Origin of the sequence: Citrobacter sp. Cpo069 (genome assembly GCF_030332785.1) — a bacterium.
Lineage (GTDB): Bacteria > Pseudomonadota > Gammaproteobacteria > Enterobacterales > Enterobacteriaceae > Citrobacter > Citrobacter portucalensis.
The window spans coordinates 47292-63285 of sequence record NZ_JAOWHD010000056.1 but is presented as its reverse complement, the minus strand read 5'-3'; the positions used below and the strand labels follow the sequence as shown (position 1 = coordinate 63285).

16 protein-coding genes are annotated in these 15994 nt (G+C 54.8%); 11 read left to right on the top strand and 5 right to left on the bottom strand.

The features are described from left to right. Window positions 1-13 precede the first annotated feature (13 nt). The 10 genes from cybC (at window position 14) to OGY08_RS14770 (ending at window position 8192) form a co-directional block, all read left to right on the top strand. Window positions 14-400, top strand: a complete 387-nt coding sequence (cybC, locus tag OGY08_RS14815) for a cytochrome b562 (RefSeq protein WP_003025756.1) — start codon at window positions 14-16, stop codon at window positions 398-400. Window positions 401-732: 332 nt separating this feature from the next. Beyond that, entirely contained in the window at window positions 733-1041 is a 309-nt protein-coding gene (locus tag OGY08_RS14810; RefSeq protein ID WP_003025758.1) for a glycine dehydrogenase, read from the top strand. A 10-nt stretch (window positions 1042-1051) separates the two neighbouring features. Next, complete coding sequence (locus OGY08_RS14805) at window positions 1052-1414, top strand: SFCGS family glycine-rich protein (protein WP_003830384.1); 363 nt, start codon at window positions 1052-1054, stop codon at window positions 1412-1414. 2 nt (window positions 1415-1416) lie between these two features. Then, the gene (locus OGY08_RS14800; protein ID WP_003025762.1) at window positions 1417-1716 is read left to right on the top strand and encodes a DUF4312 family protein; all 300 of its coding nucleotides are present in this window, start codon (window positions 1417-1419) and stop codon (window positions 1714-1716) included. 22 nt (window positions 1717-1738) lie between these two features. Then, window positions 1739-2515, top strand: a complete 777-nt coding sequence (locus OGY08_RS14795; RefSeq protein WP_003025764.1) for a DUF4311 domain-containing protein — start codon at window positions 1739-1741, stop codon at window positions 2513-2515. Window positions 2516-2526: 11 nt separating this feature from the next. Beyond that, window positions 2527-3171 carry a DUF4310 family protein gene (locus tag OGY08_RS14790; RefSeq protein WP_003830379.1) on the top strand — a complete coding sequence of 215 codons (645 nt, stop codon included), beginning with the start codon at window positions 2527-2529 and terminating at the stop codon, window positions 3169-3171. Between the two features lie 113 nt (window positions 3172-3284). Next, on the top strand, window positions 3285-4418 hold the full coding sequence (locus OGY08_RS14785) for an amidohydrolase/deacetylase family metallohydrolase (protein ID WP_008786044.1): 1134 nt from the start codon (window positions 3285-3287) through the stop codon (window positions 4416-4418). Next, complete coding sequence (locus OGY08_RS14780; RefSeq protein ID WP_032942188.1) at window positions 4402-5520, top strand: DgaE family pyridoxal phosphate-dependent ammonia lyase; 1119 nt, start codon at window positions 4402-4404, stop codon at window positions 5518-5520. Before OGY08_RS14785 ends, OGY08_RS14780 begins: the two co-directional genes overlap by 17 nt. Then, on the top strand, window positions 5517-6257 hold the full coding sequence (gene dagF / locus OGY08_RS14775; protein ID WP_125363013.1) for a 2-dehydro-3-deoxy-phosphogluconate aldolase: 741 nt from the start codon (window positions 5517-5519) through the stop codon (window positions 6255-6257). The genes OGY08_RS14780 and dagF overlap by 4 nt, the downstream gene beginning before the upstream one ends. A 21-nt stretch (window positions 6258-6278) precedes the next feature. Continuing rightward, window positions 6279-8192: a BglG family transcription antiterminator gene (locus tag OGY08_RS14770; RefSeq protein ID WP_125363014.1), complete on the top strand. Its 1914-nt coding sequence runs from the start codon at window positions 6279-6281 to the stop codon at window positions 8190-8192. Window positions 8193-8225: 33 nt separating this feature from the next. On the opposite strand, the gene nrdG is transcribed toward OGY08_RS14770, so the two are convergent. The 5 genes from nrdG to treR form a co-directional block, all read right to left on the bottom strand. After that, window positions 8226-8690, bottom strand: coding sequence for an anaerobic ribonucleoside-triphosphate reductase-activating protein (nrdG, locus tag OGY08_RS14765; RefSeq protein WP_125363015.1), 465 nt, complete (start codon window positions 8688-8690; stop codon window positions 8226-8228). 159 nt (window positions 8691-8849) lie between these two features. After that, a complete protein-coding gene (gene nrdD, locus OGY08_RS14760; protein WP_048215057.1) occupies window positions 8850-10988 on the bottom strand; it encodes an anaerobic ribonucleoside-triphosphate reductase in 2139 nt (712 codons plus the stop codon). A 408-nt stretch (window positions 10989-11396) separates the two neighbouring features. Further along, window positions 11397-13049: an alpha,alpha-phosphotrehalase gene (gene treC, locus OGY08_RS14755; protein ID WP_286565978.1), complete on the bottom strand. Its 1653-nt coding sequence runs from the start codon at window positions 13047-13049 to the stop codon at window positions 11397-11399. A gap of 49 nt (window positions 13050-13098) precedes the next feature. Beyond that, window positions 13099-14517 (bottom strand): PTS trehalose transporter subunit IIBC, encoded by a 1419-nt coding sequence (treB, locus tag OGY08_RS14750; RefSeq protein ID WP_048215055.1) that lies wholly within the window; start codon window positions 14515-14517, stop codon window positions 13099-13101. Window positions 14518-14674: 157 nt separating this feature from the next. Further along, complete coding sequence (gene treR / locus OGY08_RS14745; RefSeq protein WP_125363017.1) at window positions 14675-15622, bottom strand: trehalose operon repressor TreR; 948 nt, start codon at window positions 15620-15622, stop codon at window positions 14675-14677. A gap of 191 nt (window positions 15623-15813) precedes the next feature. Between treR and mgtL the strand changes: the two genes are divergently transcribed. Further along, entirely contained in the window at window positions 15814-15867 is a 54-nt protein-coding gene (mgtL, locus tag OGY08_RS25215; protein WP_223240846.1) for a mgtA regulatory leader peptide MgtL, read from the top strand. Window positions 15868-15994: the final 127 nt, after the last annotated feature.

Below are 15994 nucleotides of genomic sequence, written 5' to 3'. Positions count from 1 at the left end.
AAGGAAGTGAGCAATGCGTAAACACCTGTTAGCGATCGTCGCAGCTTCAACGCTGGTTCTTGGTTCTTCTGCGTTTGCAGCCGATCTTGAAGACGATATGGGGATCCTCAACGACAACCTGAAAATCGTCGAAAAAACGGATAATGCGACCGAACTGAAAGATGCGTTAACCAAAATGCGTGCAGCTGCGCTGGACGCACAAAAGGGAACGCCGCCGAAGCTGGAAAACAAATCCCCGGATAGCCCGGAGATGAAGGATTTCCGTCACGGTTTTGACACGCTGATCGGCCAGATTGACGGCGCGCTGAAGCTGGCGAACGAAGGTAAAGTTAAAGAGGCGAAAGCTGTTGCGGAAGAGCTGAAAACCACGCGCAACGAAAACCACAAGAAGTTCCGCTAATCTGCGCTATCCGGCCTGCATACCCGTAGGTCGGATACAACACCCCGCTACTGCACGTCCCATAAGTAAACGCTATCCCCATCACATTTTTTCATTTTTATCGCCCATTCATTGTTCGCACTTCCTTCCATTTTTCTGCTCGCTCTTGCGATCTCAATCACATTCTTCCAGTGATAAATCGTGGTTCCAGCTCTTTTTGCGGCACAGATCACTATCGCTGCACACCTTTCCACTTCGAAGTGGAAAACAACTCGCTACAAACTCATAACCTCCGTCGCTAATTTACCCTCAGAGACATTAATGGGGTAAGACGAGTGAATAACGGAGCTGTAATGAATGACATGGGGGAATCGGTGGAACTGGCCGACCGCATGCTGGCGCAGGTGTATGCCTTGCTGCGTGAACGCAACATTATTCCCAACGCCGTACAGGAACAGATGCTGACGTCGCATGTTCGCGCCATGGCGCACCGCTCGGTAACGGGTGAACCCTTACCAGAGGTCGATGCCAGCTTGTTTGATGAAATATCTGCCGAATCAATGGCGCTTGCCCGCGACGTGGTCGCCGAGTTTGGCAATCTTCCTGAGGAAGAGGCCTGGCTGCTGTCGGTGCACTTCGAAGTCGCGAAAGACAACCTTTAAGGAGCAAAAGATGGAACAGATTACCGTAGTGATTGGCGATCGTCTGGGTAAAGGCCAGAAAGTGGCGGCAGGCGTAGAGAAAGCGGGTGGCCGTGCCGTTGTGGTGCCGGGCGTTGCAGCAGATATGAAGCTGGGTGACGTGATGAAAGCGGAAAACGCCACCTTTGGTATCTCGTTTTGCGGCAGCGGTGGTGCGGGTGCGATTACCGCGCAGACCAAATACGGCTACAAGGCGAAATACGGCATGCGCTCGGTCGATGAAGGGGTAACCGCCATCAACGAAGGGTGCAACGTACTGGGATTCGGCTTTATGGACAAAGAAGAGCTCGGCGAGCGCCTGGTGCAGGCGTGGCAAAAGAAACACGGCGCTTAAGCATGAAAGAGCAATTCACCACCACGGTGAGAGTCACGGGTAAGGGCGAGACCAAAGCTCGCGCCTTTGCCGATGCCCTGAACCACGTTCAGGCTGCGGTGATGAAAGCGTCGCCGCATATCTTACTGCGTATTGAGCCACAGGATGTGCAGGTTGTTCAAGCGCGTGAATCGGTGCGTAAAGAGGCGTTTTTATTCCTCTTTTTGCGCCGGGAAAGACGCACTTTCAGCGTGGAGCTGGACGTGACCGTCAACGTGACTGCCATCAATCTCGACAAGGTGGATTTCGTTACGCAACGCTGATTTTCTATTAAAAGGCATAATTATGTTCCTGATAATATTAATAAAATCGCTCATCATCGGCGCGTTGGTTGGCGTTGGTGTCGGCGCTGGGGCTGCACGCATGTTTCATGCGCCTACCACTCAAGGGATGGGCGCGTTTCGTACTCTGGGAGAACTGAATTCCTGCGAAGGGGATCCGGCTTCTCACTTCTCGTTCGGCCTGGGTTTCTTCTTTAACGCCTGGGCTTCCTCTGTTGCGGCGGGGGCGTTCACGCAGGACGTCGACCATCGCATCATCCCCAACTGGGGCGCCGCCGCGCTGATGATTAAAAATCGCAACGTCGGTGAAACGCTGCACGACCCCAAACGCATGGCAATTGCCTGCGGCGTTATCGGGATGATCGTGGTGACCTTCCTGAACCTCACCGCATCATCCGTACCGGAAGCGTTGCAGGTTACCGCCGTCAAGGTGCTGGTGCCCGCGGCTAACCTGCTGGTTAACACCGTGATGCCAGTAATCTTCTGGCTGGCGGCGATCGATGCCGGTAAGAAATCTGGCTTCTGGGCCACCGTTTTTGGCGGCGCGGCGCAGCTGATCATGGGTAACGCCGTTCCGGGTCTGGTTCTCGGCATTCTGATCGGCAAAGGTGTTGAAGAGAGCGGCTGGAACCACGTCACTAAAGTGATGATGGTGGCTATCGTCGCGCTGTTTGTCCTGAGCGGCTTCTTCCGTGGCTTCGACATGAAGATGATCGAATCCTTCCATCTGACCGTGCCTAACTGGCTCGAACTTATCCACAACTCGCTCAGCGGCAAATAACGGAGGTCATCATGGAACAGAATAAAGGTTTTTGGTTCGCTGACTGGTCGTTCCCGATCTTCGTGGGCCTGCTCTCCTCTGGCGTGTTTGCCGGAACACACATGTACTACCTGTACGGTATTGGCGCATTTAACGAAGTGGCTTTTGTGGCGATGCTGAAGGCGGGAATGGATACCGGCTCCTACGGAGCAGTGGCGGCATTTGGCGCAAGCTTCCTGTTTGCCCGCATCATTGAAGGTTCGCTGGTGGGGATTTTGGATATCGGCGGGGCGATTCAGACCGGGGTTGGGTTAGGTGTTCCGGCGCTGCTGCTGGGCGCGGGCATTATCTTCCCGGTCGCCAACTTCGCCGCCTCGCTGGTCACCGGTCTGGTGATTGGTCTGGCGATTGGCTACATCATCATTCTGGCGCGTAAGTTCACCATCAACCAGAGCGACTCGACCTACGGTGCGGACGTCATGATGGGGGCCGGTAACGCCTCCGGACGCTTCCTCGGGCCGTTGATTATCCTCAGCGCGATGACGGCTTCGATTCCTATCGGAATCGGTTCTCTGGCAGGCGCGCTGCTGTTTTACCTGTGGCAAAAACCGATTACCGGCGGGGCGATCCTCGGCGCGATGATCCTCGGGTCCATCTTCCCGATTGCCATTAGTTGATGGTGTGTCGTTGTAGGCCGGATAAGGCGCAGCCGCCATCCGGCAATGACGCCTGATGGCGCTGCGCTTATCAGGCCTACACGACCGCCCCCATTTCAACAGGAGAGAGAGACATGTTTGATTTACTCCTGCGCCGTGCGCGCCTCGTTGACGATACGGTGAGCGATATTGCGCTCAAAGACGGCAAGATAGCGGCGTTGGGTGACGTTGATGGTCCGGCGCTGAAAACCATCGAGCTGGGCGGTGAGTGCTACGTCAGCGCAGGCTGGATTGACTCCCACGTTCATTGCTACCCGAAATCCCCGATTTACCACGACCAGCCGGATAGCGTTGGTATTGCGACCGGTGTCACTACCGTAGTGGATGCGGGCAGCACCGGGGCGGATGACATCGACGATTTTTACACCCTGACCCGGGAAGCTGCCACCGAAGTGTACGCGTTGCTGAATATCTCCCGCGTTGGGCTTATTGCCCAGAACGAGCTGGCCAACATGGTCAATATTGACGCTGATGCGGTGCGAGAGGCGGTGAAACGCCACCCTGATTTTATCGTCGGTCTGAAGGCACGTATGAGCAGCAGCGTAGTCGGTGAAAATGGCATCACGCCGCTGGATCGCGCCAAAGCGATGCAAGCGCAGAACGGTGACCTGCCGCTGATGGTGCACATCGGCAACAACCCGCCGGACCTGGATGAGATCGCCGAGCGCCTGAGCGCGGGTGACATCATTACCCACTGTTACAACGGTAAGCCGAATCGCATTCTGACACCGCAAGGTGAGCTACGAGCGTCAGTGACGCGGGCGATTTCACGCGGCGTGCGTCTGGACGTTGGGCATGGCACCGCCAGCCTGAGTTTTGCGGTGGCAAAACGCGCTATCGAACTGGGTATTTTGCCGCACACCATTAGCTCCGATATTTACTGTCGTAACCGTATCAGCGGCCCGGTGCATTCCCTGGCGAATGTGATGTCGAAATTCCTCGCCATTGGGATGTCGCTTCCGCAGGTCATTGAATGCGTTACCGCCAATGCCGCCGATGGTCTGCGCCTGAAACAGAAGGGGCGGCTGCAGATCGGTCTGGATGCCGATTTAACCCTCTTTACGCTTAAGCGCCAGCCAACCGTGCTGGTAGATGCAGAAAACGACAGCCTGCAGGCTGAACAACTGCTGGTGCCGCTTGCCGCAATACGTGCGGGCAAGGGCTATATGACCGAACAAGGGAGCGCGGAACATGCCTTCGATTTTTGAGAAATACGATTTAAAACAGGTGATTAATACCTCCGGCCGCATGACGGCGCTCGGCGTTTCCACGCCGCGACCAGAAGTGGTTGAAGCCGCGATGGCGGGGATGAACCAATATTTCGAGATGAAAGACCTGGTCAATAAAACCGGCGACTACATCGCGAAATTACTGGAAGTGGAGGGGGCAACGGTTGTCTCTTGCGCATCGGCCGGGATCGCCCTGTCGGTGGCTGGCGTATTGGTTAAAGACAGCGACTGGCTGCTGGAGAACCTGCACGTCACGCCCATCGAGAACAACGAAATCGTGCTGCCCAGAGGTCACAACGTCAACTTTGGCGCACCGGTGGGCACCATGGTAGCGCTTGGCGGCGGCAAGTTAGTGGAAGCCGGTTATGCCAACGAATGTTCCGCGGCACAGCTGGCGGCGGCCATTACACCGCGTACGGCGGCCATTCTGTATATCAAATCTCACCACTGCGTCCAGAAAAGTATGCTCAGCGTGGAGCAGGCTGCGGTGGTGGCGCGTACGCATAATCTGCCGCTGATAGTGGACGCGGCGGCGGAAGAGGATTTGCAGTGCTACTACCGGGTTGGTGCAGATCTGGTGATTTATAGCGGCGCCAAGGCGATAGAAGGACCAACCAGCGGTCTGGTGATTGGTAAAACCCAATATGTTGAGTGGGTGAAGCGCCAGACGGCGGGGATTGGCCGGGCGATGAAGGTGGGCAAAGAGGGAATTCTTGGACTGACCTGCGCCATCGAACTGTATCTGAACGCGCAGAAAGAGAGCGGCGCGGAGATGGTCGAGAAAATGACGCCGTTCATTAATGCGTTGAACCAGCTTAACGGCGTGAGCGCCCGCGTGGTGTGGGATAGTGCAGGGCGCGACATCGCACGGACGGAAATTAAGTTTGATGAAGCGGTAACCGGGATCGCCACGGGGGAACTGGTCGACGCGCTGAAACAGGGGGAGTACGCGATTTACTTCCGTGGTTACAAAGCCAATGAAGGCATTATCGAAGCCGATGTGCGCAGCGTCGATCGCGCGCAGCTGGAGATTGTGGCCCGTCGAATTGGTGAAGTGATTTCGCAGGAGAAAAACGCATGAAACTGACCCCTAACTTTTATCGCGACCGCGTCTGCCTGAACGTGCTGGCAGGCTCCAAAGAAAATGCCCGGGATATTTATGCGGCGGCGGAAGGACACGTGCTGGTTGGTGTGTTGTCAAAAAATTACCCGGATGTCGCAAGCGCAGTAGCGGATATGCGTGAATACGCGGCCCTTATCGACAATGCGCTCTCCGTGGGGCTGGGGGCGGGCGATCCTAACCAGTCGGCGATGGTCAGTGAAATCTCCCGTCAGGTGCAGCCACAACATGTCAATCAGGTCTTTACCGGCGTGGCTACCAGTCGCGCGCTGCTGGGCCAGCAGGAGACAGTGGTCAACGGTCTGGTCTCGCCAACCGGCACGCCGGGCAGGGTGAAAATCTCCACTGGTCCGCTAAGCAGCCAGTCGCCGGAAGGTATTGTACCGATAGAAACCGCGATTGCGCTGCTCAAAGACATGGGCGGTAGCTCAATTAAATACTTCCCGATGGGCGGCCTGAAATGCCGTGACGAGTACATTGCGGTCGCGCAGGCCTGCGCCCGTCATGACTTCTGGCTGGAGCCAACCGGCGGTATCGATCTGGATAATTTCACTGAAATCCTGCAAATTGCCCTCGATGCCGGAGTGAGTAAAATCATTCCTCACATCTATAGTTCGATTATTGATAAGGTGAGTGGTAACACTCGTCCGGACGACGTACGCCAGCTGATGGCGATGACCCGGGCCTGCGTAGGCTAACTGACAGATGAGGAAACTGACGTGCGATTCCCCAACCAACGTTTAGCACAGCTGTTTGACATGTTGCAAAACGAAGCGCTTCCACAGGACGAGCTGGCGCAGCGGTTGTCGGTTTCCACACGCACCGTACGGGCGGATATCACCGCGCTAAACGCGCTGCTCACCCAGTACGGCGCACAGTTTGTCCTCAGCCGGGGTAATGGTTATCAGCTCAAAATTGATGACCCGGCAAGCTTTCACACCCTGCAAACGCAGCAGCCCAATACGTTGCTGCGCATCCCACGCACCAGCCAGGAACGGATACACTGGCTGGTGGTGCGTTTTCTGACGTCGGCTTTCTCGCTGAAGCTGGAAGATTTAGCTGATGAATGGTTTATCAGCCGAGCGACGCTGCAAAACGATATGGCTGAGGTGCGCGAGCATCTGCAACGTTATCATCTGACGCTGGAAACGCGTCCCCGTCACGGCATGAAGCTGTTCGGCAGCGAAATGGCGATCCGCGCCTGTTTGACCGATCTGCTGTGGACGCTGGCGCAGCAGGATCCGCAGCACCCGTTAGTGACGCAAGAAGCGCTGAATGCGGGGCTCCCTGAACAGTTGCAACCCGTTTTGCAGGACATTTTTGCCCGTTTCCATATTCGTCTGACCGATGAGGGCGAGCTGTTTTTACGCTTGTACTGCGCGGTGGCGGTACGGCGGATTAGCGAAGGATATCCACTCCCGGATTTTGCCGCAGAAGAGGCCGATCAATCGGTGTGCCTGGCCACGCGGGAAATCGCGGCGGTACTGCACCGCCTGGCAGACAAACCGCTTTCCGTTTCCGAAGAAAACTGGCTACAGGTGCATATTGCTGCCCGCCAGGTTCAGGAGATCGCGCCCAGTGCTATCAATGCGGATGATGACGAAGCGTTGGTCAATTACATCCTGCGTTTTATCAACACCCAGTACAACTACAACCTGTTGAATGATAAACAGTTGCATGCTGACCTGCTGACGCATATTAAGACGATGATCACCCGGGTGCGTTACCAGATAATGATCCCCAATCCGCTGTTGGAAAATATTAAACAGCACTACCCCATGGCGTGGGACATGACGCTGGCCGCCGTCTCGGGATGGGGAAAATATACGCCGTACACCATCAGTGAAAATGAGATTGGCTTCCTCGTGCTGCATATTGGCGTCGGGCTGGAGCGTAGTTACAACATCGGTTACCAGAGACAGCCGAAGGTTCTGCTGGTATGCGATGCCGGAAATGCGATGGCGCGGATGATTGAAGCGGTATTGGCGCGAAAGTATCCGCAGATAGAGATCGTCGATACCGTAACGCTTCGCGACTACGAACAGCGGGAAAGCATCAGCGAAGATTTTGTTATCTCTACCGCGCGGATTGGTGAAAAAGATAAACCGGTGGTGATGATTGCGCCGTTCCCTACCGATTATCAGCTGGAGCAGATTGGCAAACTGGTGCTGGTCGACAGAACCCGTCCGTGGATGTTGAACAAATTCTTCGATGCCGCCCATTTTCGTGTGATTGACGAGCCAATGGATCAACAAACGTTGTTCAAAACCTTATGCCGTCAGTTGCAGGATGAAGGTTTTGTCGACGCGGAGTTTCTTGATTCGGTGGTTGAGCGCGAGGCCATCGTCAGCACCATGCTGGGTGACAGCATTGCCTTGCCGCACGCCCTTGGTCTGCTGGCAAAGAAAACGGTGGTCTACACCATCCTCGCCCCGCAGGGTATCGCCTGGGGAGATGAAACGGCCCACGTGATCTTCTTGCTCGCTATCAGCAAGAGTGAATACGAAGAGGCGATGGCTATCTACGATATCTTCGTCACCTTCCTGCGCGAACGCGCGATGACGCGACTCTGCGCGTGTCGCAATTTCACCGAGTTCAAAGCGGTTGCGATGGAGTGTGTGAGCCGTTTTTGAGAGGCGGATAACAGAATATTTACCGCCTGAAAGTTAACGCAAATGATGTACAACCTGGTTGCTGCTACCGCGCCAGATCAGCGACGGGTCTTTAAGATCCTGCACAAATTTACCATCGACCAGCACGTTGATGAGATCCACCACCTGCATTTGCGCGGCGTTGAGTTCATCAAGCTTGTAGCCGGTCCACACCCAGATATCTTTCCCCGGACACTCAGCGTGAATACGCTGTACCAGTTGCAGGATATCCGGCACGTTTTGCGGATGCAGCGGATCGCCGCCGGACAGCGAAATACCCTGGCGAGGGATTCGCGTGTCGTTCAGATCGGCAATGATCTTGTCTTCCAACTCTTTGGTAAACGGCTGGCCGGAATTGAGTCGCCAGGTGCTTTTGTTATAGCAGCCAGGGCATTCATGCACGCATCCCGACACAAACAGGGTGCAGCGAGTGCCGGGGCCGTTAACGATATCGACAGGATAGTATTGATGGTATCGCATTTTCGCTTCTCAATTGACGCCATTACTGCGTTGTCTGCGCTCACTCTCCCGGGTCACTTACTTATGTAAGCTCCCCGGGATTCGCTTGCTTGCCGCCTTGTCCTGGCGCCAATTGCTTTGCGAAAAGCGTCACATCGCCAGACAATAATACTGTCGAAATTAACCTATCTGCCCATTACCTAAATGCTTAACGCGGCGCTTCACTTCTTCCTGCTTACCGGCGTTAAACGGACGAGCGTCCGGGCTGCCTAAATAACCGCATACGCGGCGGGTGACCGACACGCGCGCGGCGTCGTGGTTACCACATTTCGGGCAGGTAAAGCCTTTGCTGGTGCACTCGAACTCACCGGTAAAGCCGCACTCGTAGCATTCATCGATTGGCGTGTTGGTCCCGTAATACGGCACGTGCTGATAGCTGTAATCCCAGACGTCTTCCAGTGCTTTCAGGTTGTGCTGAATGTTCGGGTACTCGCCGTAGCAAATGAAACCTCCGTTCGCCAGCGGCGGGTACGGCGCTTCAAAATCGATCTTGTCGTACGGGTTAACCTTTTTCTCCACGTCGAGGTGGAAGCTGTTGGTGTAGTAACCTTTGTCGGTAACACCCGGCACCACGCCAAACTCGGCGGTATCCAGACGGCAGAAACGATCGCACAGGTTTTCACTTGGTGTACTGTACAGACTAAAGCCGTAGCCGGTTTCGTCTTTCCATTGATCGACCGCCTGACGCAGACGTTCCACAATGGCGATAGCTTTAGCGCGAAGCTGCTCGCTGTCGTACAAGTGTTTGTCGCCAAACAGCGCGTTGATGGTTTCGTGAATGCCAATGTAACCCAGAGAAATCGACGCGCGGCCGTTTTTAAAGATTTCTGACACGTCATCGTCTGCTTTCAGACGCACGCCGCAGGCCCCTTCCATATACAGGATTGGTGCAACGCGGGCCTTCACGCCTTCCAGACGCGCAATGCGGGTCATCAGCGCTTTACGCGCCAGGATCAGACGGTCGTCGAGCAGTTTCCAGAAGGTGGTTTCATCGCCATGAGCTTCCAGCGCGATACGCGGCAGGTTAAGGCTGATAACGCCGAGGTTGTTACGGCCATCGTGGACCTGTTCGCCGTTCTCGTTTTCCCATACGCCCAGGAAGCTGCGGCAGCCCATCGGCGTTTTGAAGGAGCCGGTCACTTTAACCACCTGATCGTAGTTCAGGATATCCGGATACATACGCTTGCTCGCGCACTCCAGCGCCAGCTGCTTGATGTCATAGTTCGGATCGCCAAACTTGTGGTTCAGACCGTCACGAATCGCAAACACCAGTTTCGGGAACACGGCGGTTTTACGATTTTTACCCAGGCCAGCAATGCGGTTACGCAGAATGGACTGCTGGATCAAACGCGATTCCCAGCTGGTTCCCAGGCCGAAACCGAAGGTAACGAACGGCGTCTGACCGTTGGCGGTATGCAGGGTATTCACTTCATACTCAAGGGACTGGAATGCGTCGTAGCACTCTTTCTCGGTACGGGAATGCGCATAACCGTCGGCATCTGGGATCTGCCACTCTTCAGCGGTTTTGCGATGCTTATTAAAGCTCTCGGTCACGAACGGTGCGAGAACTTCGTCAATACGGTTAATGGTGGTACCGCCATAAATATGGCTGGCAACCTGCGCGATAATTTGCGCGGTGACGGCCGTCGCGGTGGAGATGGATTTTGGCGGCTCAATCTCCGCGTTACCCATCTTAAAGCCCTGCGTCAGCATACCTTTCAGGTCGATCAGCATGCAGTTAAACATTGGGAAGAACGGAGAGTAGTCGAGATCGTGATAGTGAATATCACCACGCTCGTGCGCCTGGACGACATCACGCGGCAGCAGGTGTTGACGCGCATAGTGTTTGGCGACGATACCGGCCAGCAGGTCGCGCTGGGTCGGGATCACTTTGCTGTCTTTGTTGGCGTTTTCGTTCAGCAGAGCAGAGTTGGTTTGCTCAACCAGACCACGAATTTCCTGGTTCAGACGGCCACGTTTTTCACGCTGTATATCACGGTCGTGGCGATATTCGATGTACGCACGGGCGAGTTGTTTGTACGGACCAGACATCAGCTGGTTTTCTACCGCTGTCTGGATCTCGTTGATATCGACCTGGCTGCGCTCATTCATCTGGCTACTAACGACTTCTGCGACGGTGGCACAGTAATCTGCGTCATCGACTCCCGCTGCTTTAGCTGCACGCAGAATGGCTTCTTTGATGCGCTCTGATTTAAACGGCACTTTACAGCCATCTCGTTTCATCACATGCGGTGTCATGATCACTCCATATTTATAAGAACAGGTTATCCACAGAGGTTGGAGAAGCGGCCATGGCTTTATTCATCTATCTGGCCAATGACTTCCCGCAATCCTGACCCACTTTATCCACAATTCCACCGTTAAACGGTGCACTGTAGTTGTAGCAATTGTAGTCGATTAATACAACATATTGGGTCGGCGTGCATTTTAAGTTCTATATGTAGTGATTTGCATCAAGGATGTTTACGATTTATTTGATGTAGCGCAAAGTAAAAATCGGAGCGTACAGATGACGGGCAGTACAGCGATTGTAAATTGTGGGCAGAAAATTCTGATTAATTATTCAACAAAAACAGGAAGCTAAGCTAAGCGTATATAGCAACGCCCGGTAGCGCTATGCGTACCGGGCCTGAACATAATTGCAAGCTATTTTTGCACCCACCAGACGGCCTCAAAAGGACGCAGTGTCATTTCCCCAGGTTGGCTGGCAACCTCGGCATAGTTGTGCATCAGCACGTGCCAGTTTCCGTCGGTCTGGGCTGGCTGCCAGCTCTGGAAGGTATCGCTCAGATTGGCAATGACCAGCAGCCGCTGCCCTTGCCACTCTCGTTGATAGCACCACAGATGCGGGCTGTCCCGTAGCAGATCCTGGTAGTCGCCCCAGGTGATAACCGGCTCCGCTTTGCGCAAGGCGATCAGCTTCTGATAGGTGTAGAACACCGAGTCGGTATCGTTCAGTGCTGCCGCTACGTTGATGTCTGCTGCGTTGTCACACAGATTGATCCACGGCTCGCCGGGGGTGAAGCCCGCGTGTTTGCTGGCATCCCATTGCATCGGCGTACGGCTGTTATCGCGTGATTTACTGGCGAGGATAGCCAGCAGTTCTTGCGCATCGCGTCCCTGGCCGTTCAACTCGGCAAACATGTTATGGCTTTCCACATCGCGATAATCGGTAATCTGGCGGAAATGCGGGTTGGTCATGCCAATCTCTTCACCCTGGTAGATGTAGGGGGTGCCCTGCATGCCATGCAGCACCATCGCCAGCATTTTGGCCGACGGAACGCGGTATTTACCTTCATCGCCAAAACGCGACACGATGCGCGGCTGATCGTGGTTACACCAGAACAGCGCGTTCCAGGCCTGATTGTGCATGCCCTGCTGCCAGTGGCGGAACAGGGTTTTTAGCGCCACATAATCGGGTTTTGCTAACGTCCACTTCTCACCGTTGGGATAATCCACTTTCAGGTGGTGGAAGTTAAAGGTCATCGACAGTTCACTACCATCTTGTGCGGCGTACTGCTGGCAATGTTCCAGCGTAGTGGAAGACATTTCGCCGACCGTCATCAGGTTGCGTGGGGTAAAAACATCGCGGTTCATCTCACGCAAAAATTCATGCGCGCGCGGGCCGTCGGTATAAAAACGGCGTCCATCGCCGTCGGGATCGTTCGGGAAGTCCTGGTCTTTAGAGATAAGATTCACCACGTCGAGGCGCAGTCCGTCCACGCCGCGATCGGCCCAAAACTCGCATACTTTCTTTAGCTCGGCGCGTACCGCCGGGTTTTCCCAGTTCAGGTCGGCTTGCTCCGGAGCAAAGAGGTGCAGATAGTACTGCTCGCTTTCGGCGTGCCAGCCCCAGGCGTTGCCGCCAAACTTGGAGCGCCAGTTATTTGGCGGGCAGTCTGGCGTGCCATCGCGCCAGAAATAAAACTGACGATACGGGCTGTCTTTATCCAGCGCTTCACGAAACCAGGCGTGCTGGGTTGAGGTGTGGTTAAACACCATGTCGAGAATAATACGGATGCCGCGCGCTTTCGCCTGCGCCACCAGTTCGTCAAAGTCTTCCAGCGTGCCGTAGGCCGGATCGACAGATGTGTAGTCTGCGACGTCGTAACCGTTATCAACCTGCGGCGAAATATAGAACGGCGTCAGCCAGATGGCATCAACGCCCAGCTTTTGCAAATAGTCGAGGCGCTGCGTCACGCCGCGTAAATCTCCGGTGCCGCTGCCGGTGGTGTCCTGAAAACTCTTGGGGTAAACCTGATAGATAACGCCGTTTTGCCACCAGTGGGGAATATTCATGGTTGTTTCCTGGAAATACGCTGGGGCGCAACTGCGCCCCGAAGAAAAGTTAGACAATCTGTAATGTGCCCAGACGGTGTTTACGCTGGTAAACGAATGAGGTCAGTACCATTGGGATGACAATCGCAATGACCATCGCCATGCCAAAGACCTGCCAGTAAGTCGGCTGGATGGAGAGAATGCCCGGCAAACCGCCGACGCCAATCCCGTTCGCCAGCACACCGTTCAGGCCGCACAGCAGTCCGGCGAGACCGGAGCCGATCATCGCGCACAGCATTGGGAAGCGGTATTTCAGGTTGATCCCGTACATCGCTGGTTCAGTTACCCCGAGATAGGCGGAGATCGCAGCTGGAACGGAAATTTCACGTTCGTTGTGTTTGCGACTGGAGATAATGATCCCGACCACCGCAGAGGCCTGAGCGATATTCGACAGTGCGATCAGTGGCCATACCGGCGTGCCGCCCATGCTCTGAATCATCTGCATGTCGATAGCCAGCGTGGTCTGATGCACACCGGTGATCACCAGCGGGGCGTACAGGAAGCCGAACAGCGCCGCGCCAATCGGAGCAAAACTGCCGGTCAGCAGATGACGGACCGCAAACGCGACACCGTCGCCAATCATGCGGCCAAATGGACCGATAAAGGCATGCGCAAGGAATACCGCAAGGATCAGCGAGCACACCGGGACGATCACCAGATACAGGTAATCCGGGACGATGCGCTTCATGCGTGTTTCAATAAACCCGAGCGCCAGCCCGGCCAACAGTGCCGGAATGACCTGCGCCTGGTAGCCCACTTTCTCAATGCTGAACAGGCCGAAGTTCCACACGTCCGGCACCTGCTGACCGAGCAAATAGGCGTTCATCAGTTGCGGAGAAACCAGGGTCACGCCCAGCACAATACCGAGGATCGGCGTACCGCCCATTTTCTTGACCGCCGACCAACAAATCCCGACCGGCAAATAGAAGAAGATCGCTTCGCCAATCAGCCACAGGAAGTCATAGAGGGTTTTCAGCGAAGGATGCATCTGCGCTAGCGTCTGCCCGTTACTCATGGGCAGATCGCCGATCACGTTACGGAAACCTAAGATAAGGCCGCCGCTAATCAGTGCTGGCAGCAGAGGGAAGAAGATCTCCGCGAAGTGAGAAATCAGCTGCTCGTGCCACTTCATGTTCTGCCGCGCCGCTTTCTTTGCCTGCTCTTTGTCGGCACTGGCTTGTCCGGTGGTCGCCAACAGCGCTTTGTAGTAATCGCCCACCTCGGTGCCAATTACTACCTGAAACTGCCCGGCGTTGGTGAAGCAGCCTTTGACCATTGGCAACAATTCGATCTCTTTCGGTCTGGCGTTTGCAGGCTGATTCAGCACAAAACGCAGGCGAGTAATGCAGTGACTCACCGTAGCGATATTGTCGCGCCCGCCAACCAGCTCAATCAGCCGGTCGATGTCTGCTTGTTTTATTTTGCTCATGATGGTGTGTGTTCCCCGTAGACCGGAAAAGACGCTGTTGCGTCGTCATTCGGCAACTCTCTCGTTGTTGGCGCCAGAGTATATCTTCGATGAATATTTAAAAATGGGAACGTTCCCGAAACGCAGCGAAGATCACAAATTAATGCTCAGAAAGCGATCAGGAGAGGGTGGAAGGAATAACGATTTGTCGTGGTTCGCTGCGGCCGTTGATCTGTTCGATCAGCTGCGAGGCCGCTTGTCGCCCGGCTTCGGCGTATCCTGGATCGACGGTGATAATTTCCGGATGGAGGAATTTCATCAGCGGCGTGCTGCCCACGCTCGCCAGCTGCAGGTTCTCAATCCGCTGCTCCTGCAGGTATTTGCTGACGCCAAGGGCAAGGGTATCCGTCGCACAGACTAAGGCAGTGGTTTCCGGGGTGATGACGTTGGCGGCCTGCTCATAGCCCTGCTTCATGGCCAGACCCGGCAGCGCGGCCACAGGATGTAGTTTGTGTTTTTTACAGAATACCAGGTAGGCCTCATGGCGGCGTTTACCAGTGGTCACATCGCTATGCGGAACACCAAGAAAGCTAATATGGCGATGCTCGCGTTCGTATAAACGCTGCATCAGGGTACGAATGGCACCCTCATCGTCATAGCAGACGGAGGCAAAGCCTTTGGCATCTCTAGCCAGCAGCACCAGAGAATCCTGCCAGGAGGCGAGCATGGCTTCAGTAATGCCGGTAAAACCAAACAGCACCACGCCATCAATGTTGCGGCGTCTGAGCATGCCGAGATGTTCTTCAACCAGCTCGGGCGAGAACTGGCTTTCCATCATGATCGGATCGTAGCCCTGTTCATAAAAGGCGGGCAGCATGGTCTGCACGGCGAGATTTTCCGAAAGCGAGTCCAGACGCGTGACGATAATCGCCACCACCTTGTCGCTTTGTCCGCGCATGGCGCGTGCGGAGCGGGAAGGGGAAAAACCGTGCTGATTCATCACCGCCTCAACGCGTTCGCGGGTGCGTTCACTCACGCCGCTTTCATTGTTGAGCACACGGGAAACGGTTGATTTTCCCACACCGCTTAAGCGGGCGATGTCTTTAATGGTCAGCCGATTTTGCATCCTGTTTTCCCGTGTTGCGTGTGAAGTTATGCCAAATAGAGAATAACTTTACTCAAGCGCGGCGCAATGGGCAAAGTCTGGTATACGTTTGGTTTAGTTTCCATGGTTTATCATACCGCCATAATTGCCACAAACCTTATGGTTTTCTGCGTATAATCCGCGGCGCAAATCATTCACTTACCGGAGGCTATATGGATCCCGATCCCACCCCTCTCCCGAGATGGAGAAACAACCCTTTCCGGTAAGCCTGTCTTTCACTGTCTTACCGGAACAGTAAGACAGTGACGTTCTGACGTCCCTGTTGTGATTTTAATATTGCCACCAGGCAAGGCTTTGCCACGCCTGAAGGATTTACTGCGCCTGTTTATACTG

What these genes read in the sequence shown, in the direction of transcription:
- OGY08_RS14790 (WP_003830379.1), top strand. Translation starts at nt 2,527, where the DNA reads ATGGAACAGAATAAAGGTTTTTGGTTCGCTGACTGGTCGTTCCCGATC.
- treR (WP_125363017.1), bottom strand. Translation starts at nt 15,622, where the DNA reads ATGCAAAATCGGCTGACCATTAAAGACATCGCCCGCTTAAGCGGTGTG.
- cybC (WP_003025756.1), top strand. Translation starts at nt 14, where the DNA reads ATGCGTAAACACCTGTTAGCGATCGTCGCAGCTTCAACGCTGGTTCTT.
- nrdD (WP_048215057.1), bottom strand. Translation starts at nt 10,988, where the DNA reads ATGACACCGCATGTGATGAAACGAGATGGCTGTAAAGTGCCGTTTAAA.
- treB (WP_048215055.1), bottom strand. Translation starts at nt 14,517, where the DNA reads ATGAGCAAAATAAAACAAGCAGACATCGACCGGCTGATTGAGCTGGTT.
- OGY08_RS14805 (WP_003830384.1), top strand. Translation starts at nt 1,052, where the DNA reads ATGGAACAGATTACCGTAGTGATTGGCGATCGTCTGGGTAAAGGCCAG.
- nrdG (WP_125363015.1), bottom strand. Translation starts at nt 8,690, where the DNA reads ATGCGATACCATCAATACTATCCTGTCGATATCGTTAACGGCCCCGGC.
- OGY08_RS14785 (WP_008786044.1), top strand. Translation starts at nt 3,285, where the DNA reads ATGTTTGATTTACTCCTGCGCCGTGCGCGCCTCGTTGACGATACGGTG.
- OGY08_RS14780 (WP_032942188.1), top strand. Translation starts at nt 4,402, where the DNA reads ATGCCTTCGATTTTTGAGAAATACGATTTAAAACAGGTGATTAATACC.
- OGY08_RS14795 (WP_003025764.1), top strand. Translation starts at nt 1,739, where the DNA reads ATGTTCCTGATAATATTAATAAAATCGCTCATCATCGGCGCGTTGGTT.
- treC (WP_286565978.1), bottom strand. Translation starts at nt 13,049, where the DNA reads ATGAATATTCCCCACTGGTGGCAAAACGGCGTTATCTATCAGGTTTAC.
- OGY08_RS14800 (WP_003025762.1), top strand. Translation starts at nt 1,417, where the DNA reads ATGAAAGAGCAATTCACCACCACGGTGAGAGTCACGGGTAAGGGCGAG.
- dagF (WP_125363013.1), top strand. Translation starts at nt 5,517, where the DNA reads ATGAAACTGACCCCTAACTTTTATCGCGACCGCGTCTGCCTGAACGTG.
- OGY08_RS14810 (WP_003025758.1), top strand. Translation starts at nt 733, where the DNA reads ATGAATGACATGGGGGAATCGGTGGAACTGGCCGACCGCATGCTGGCG.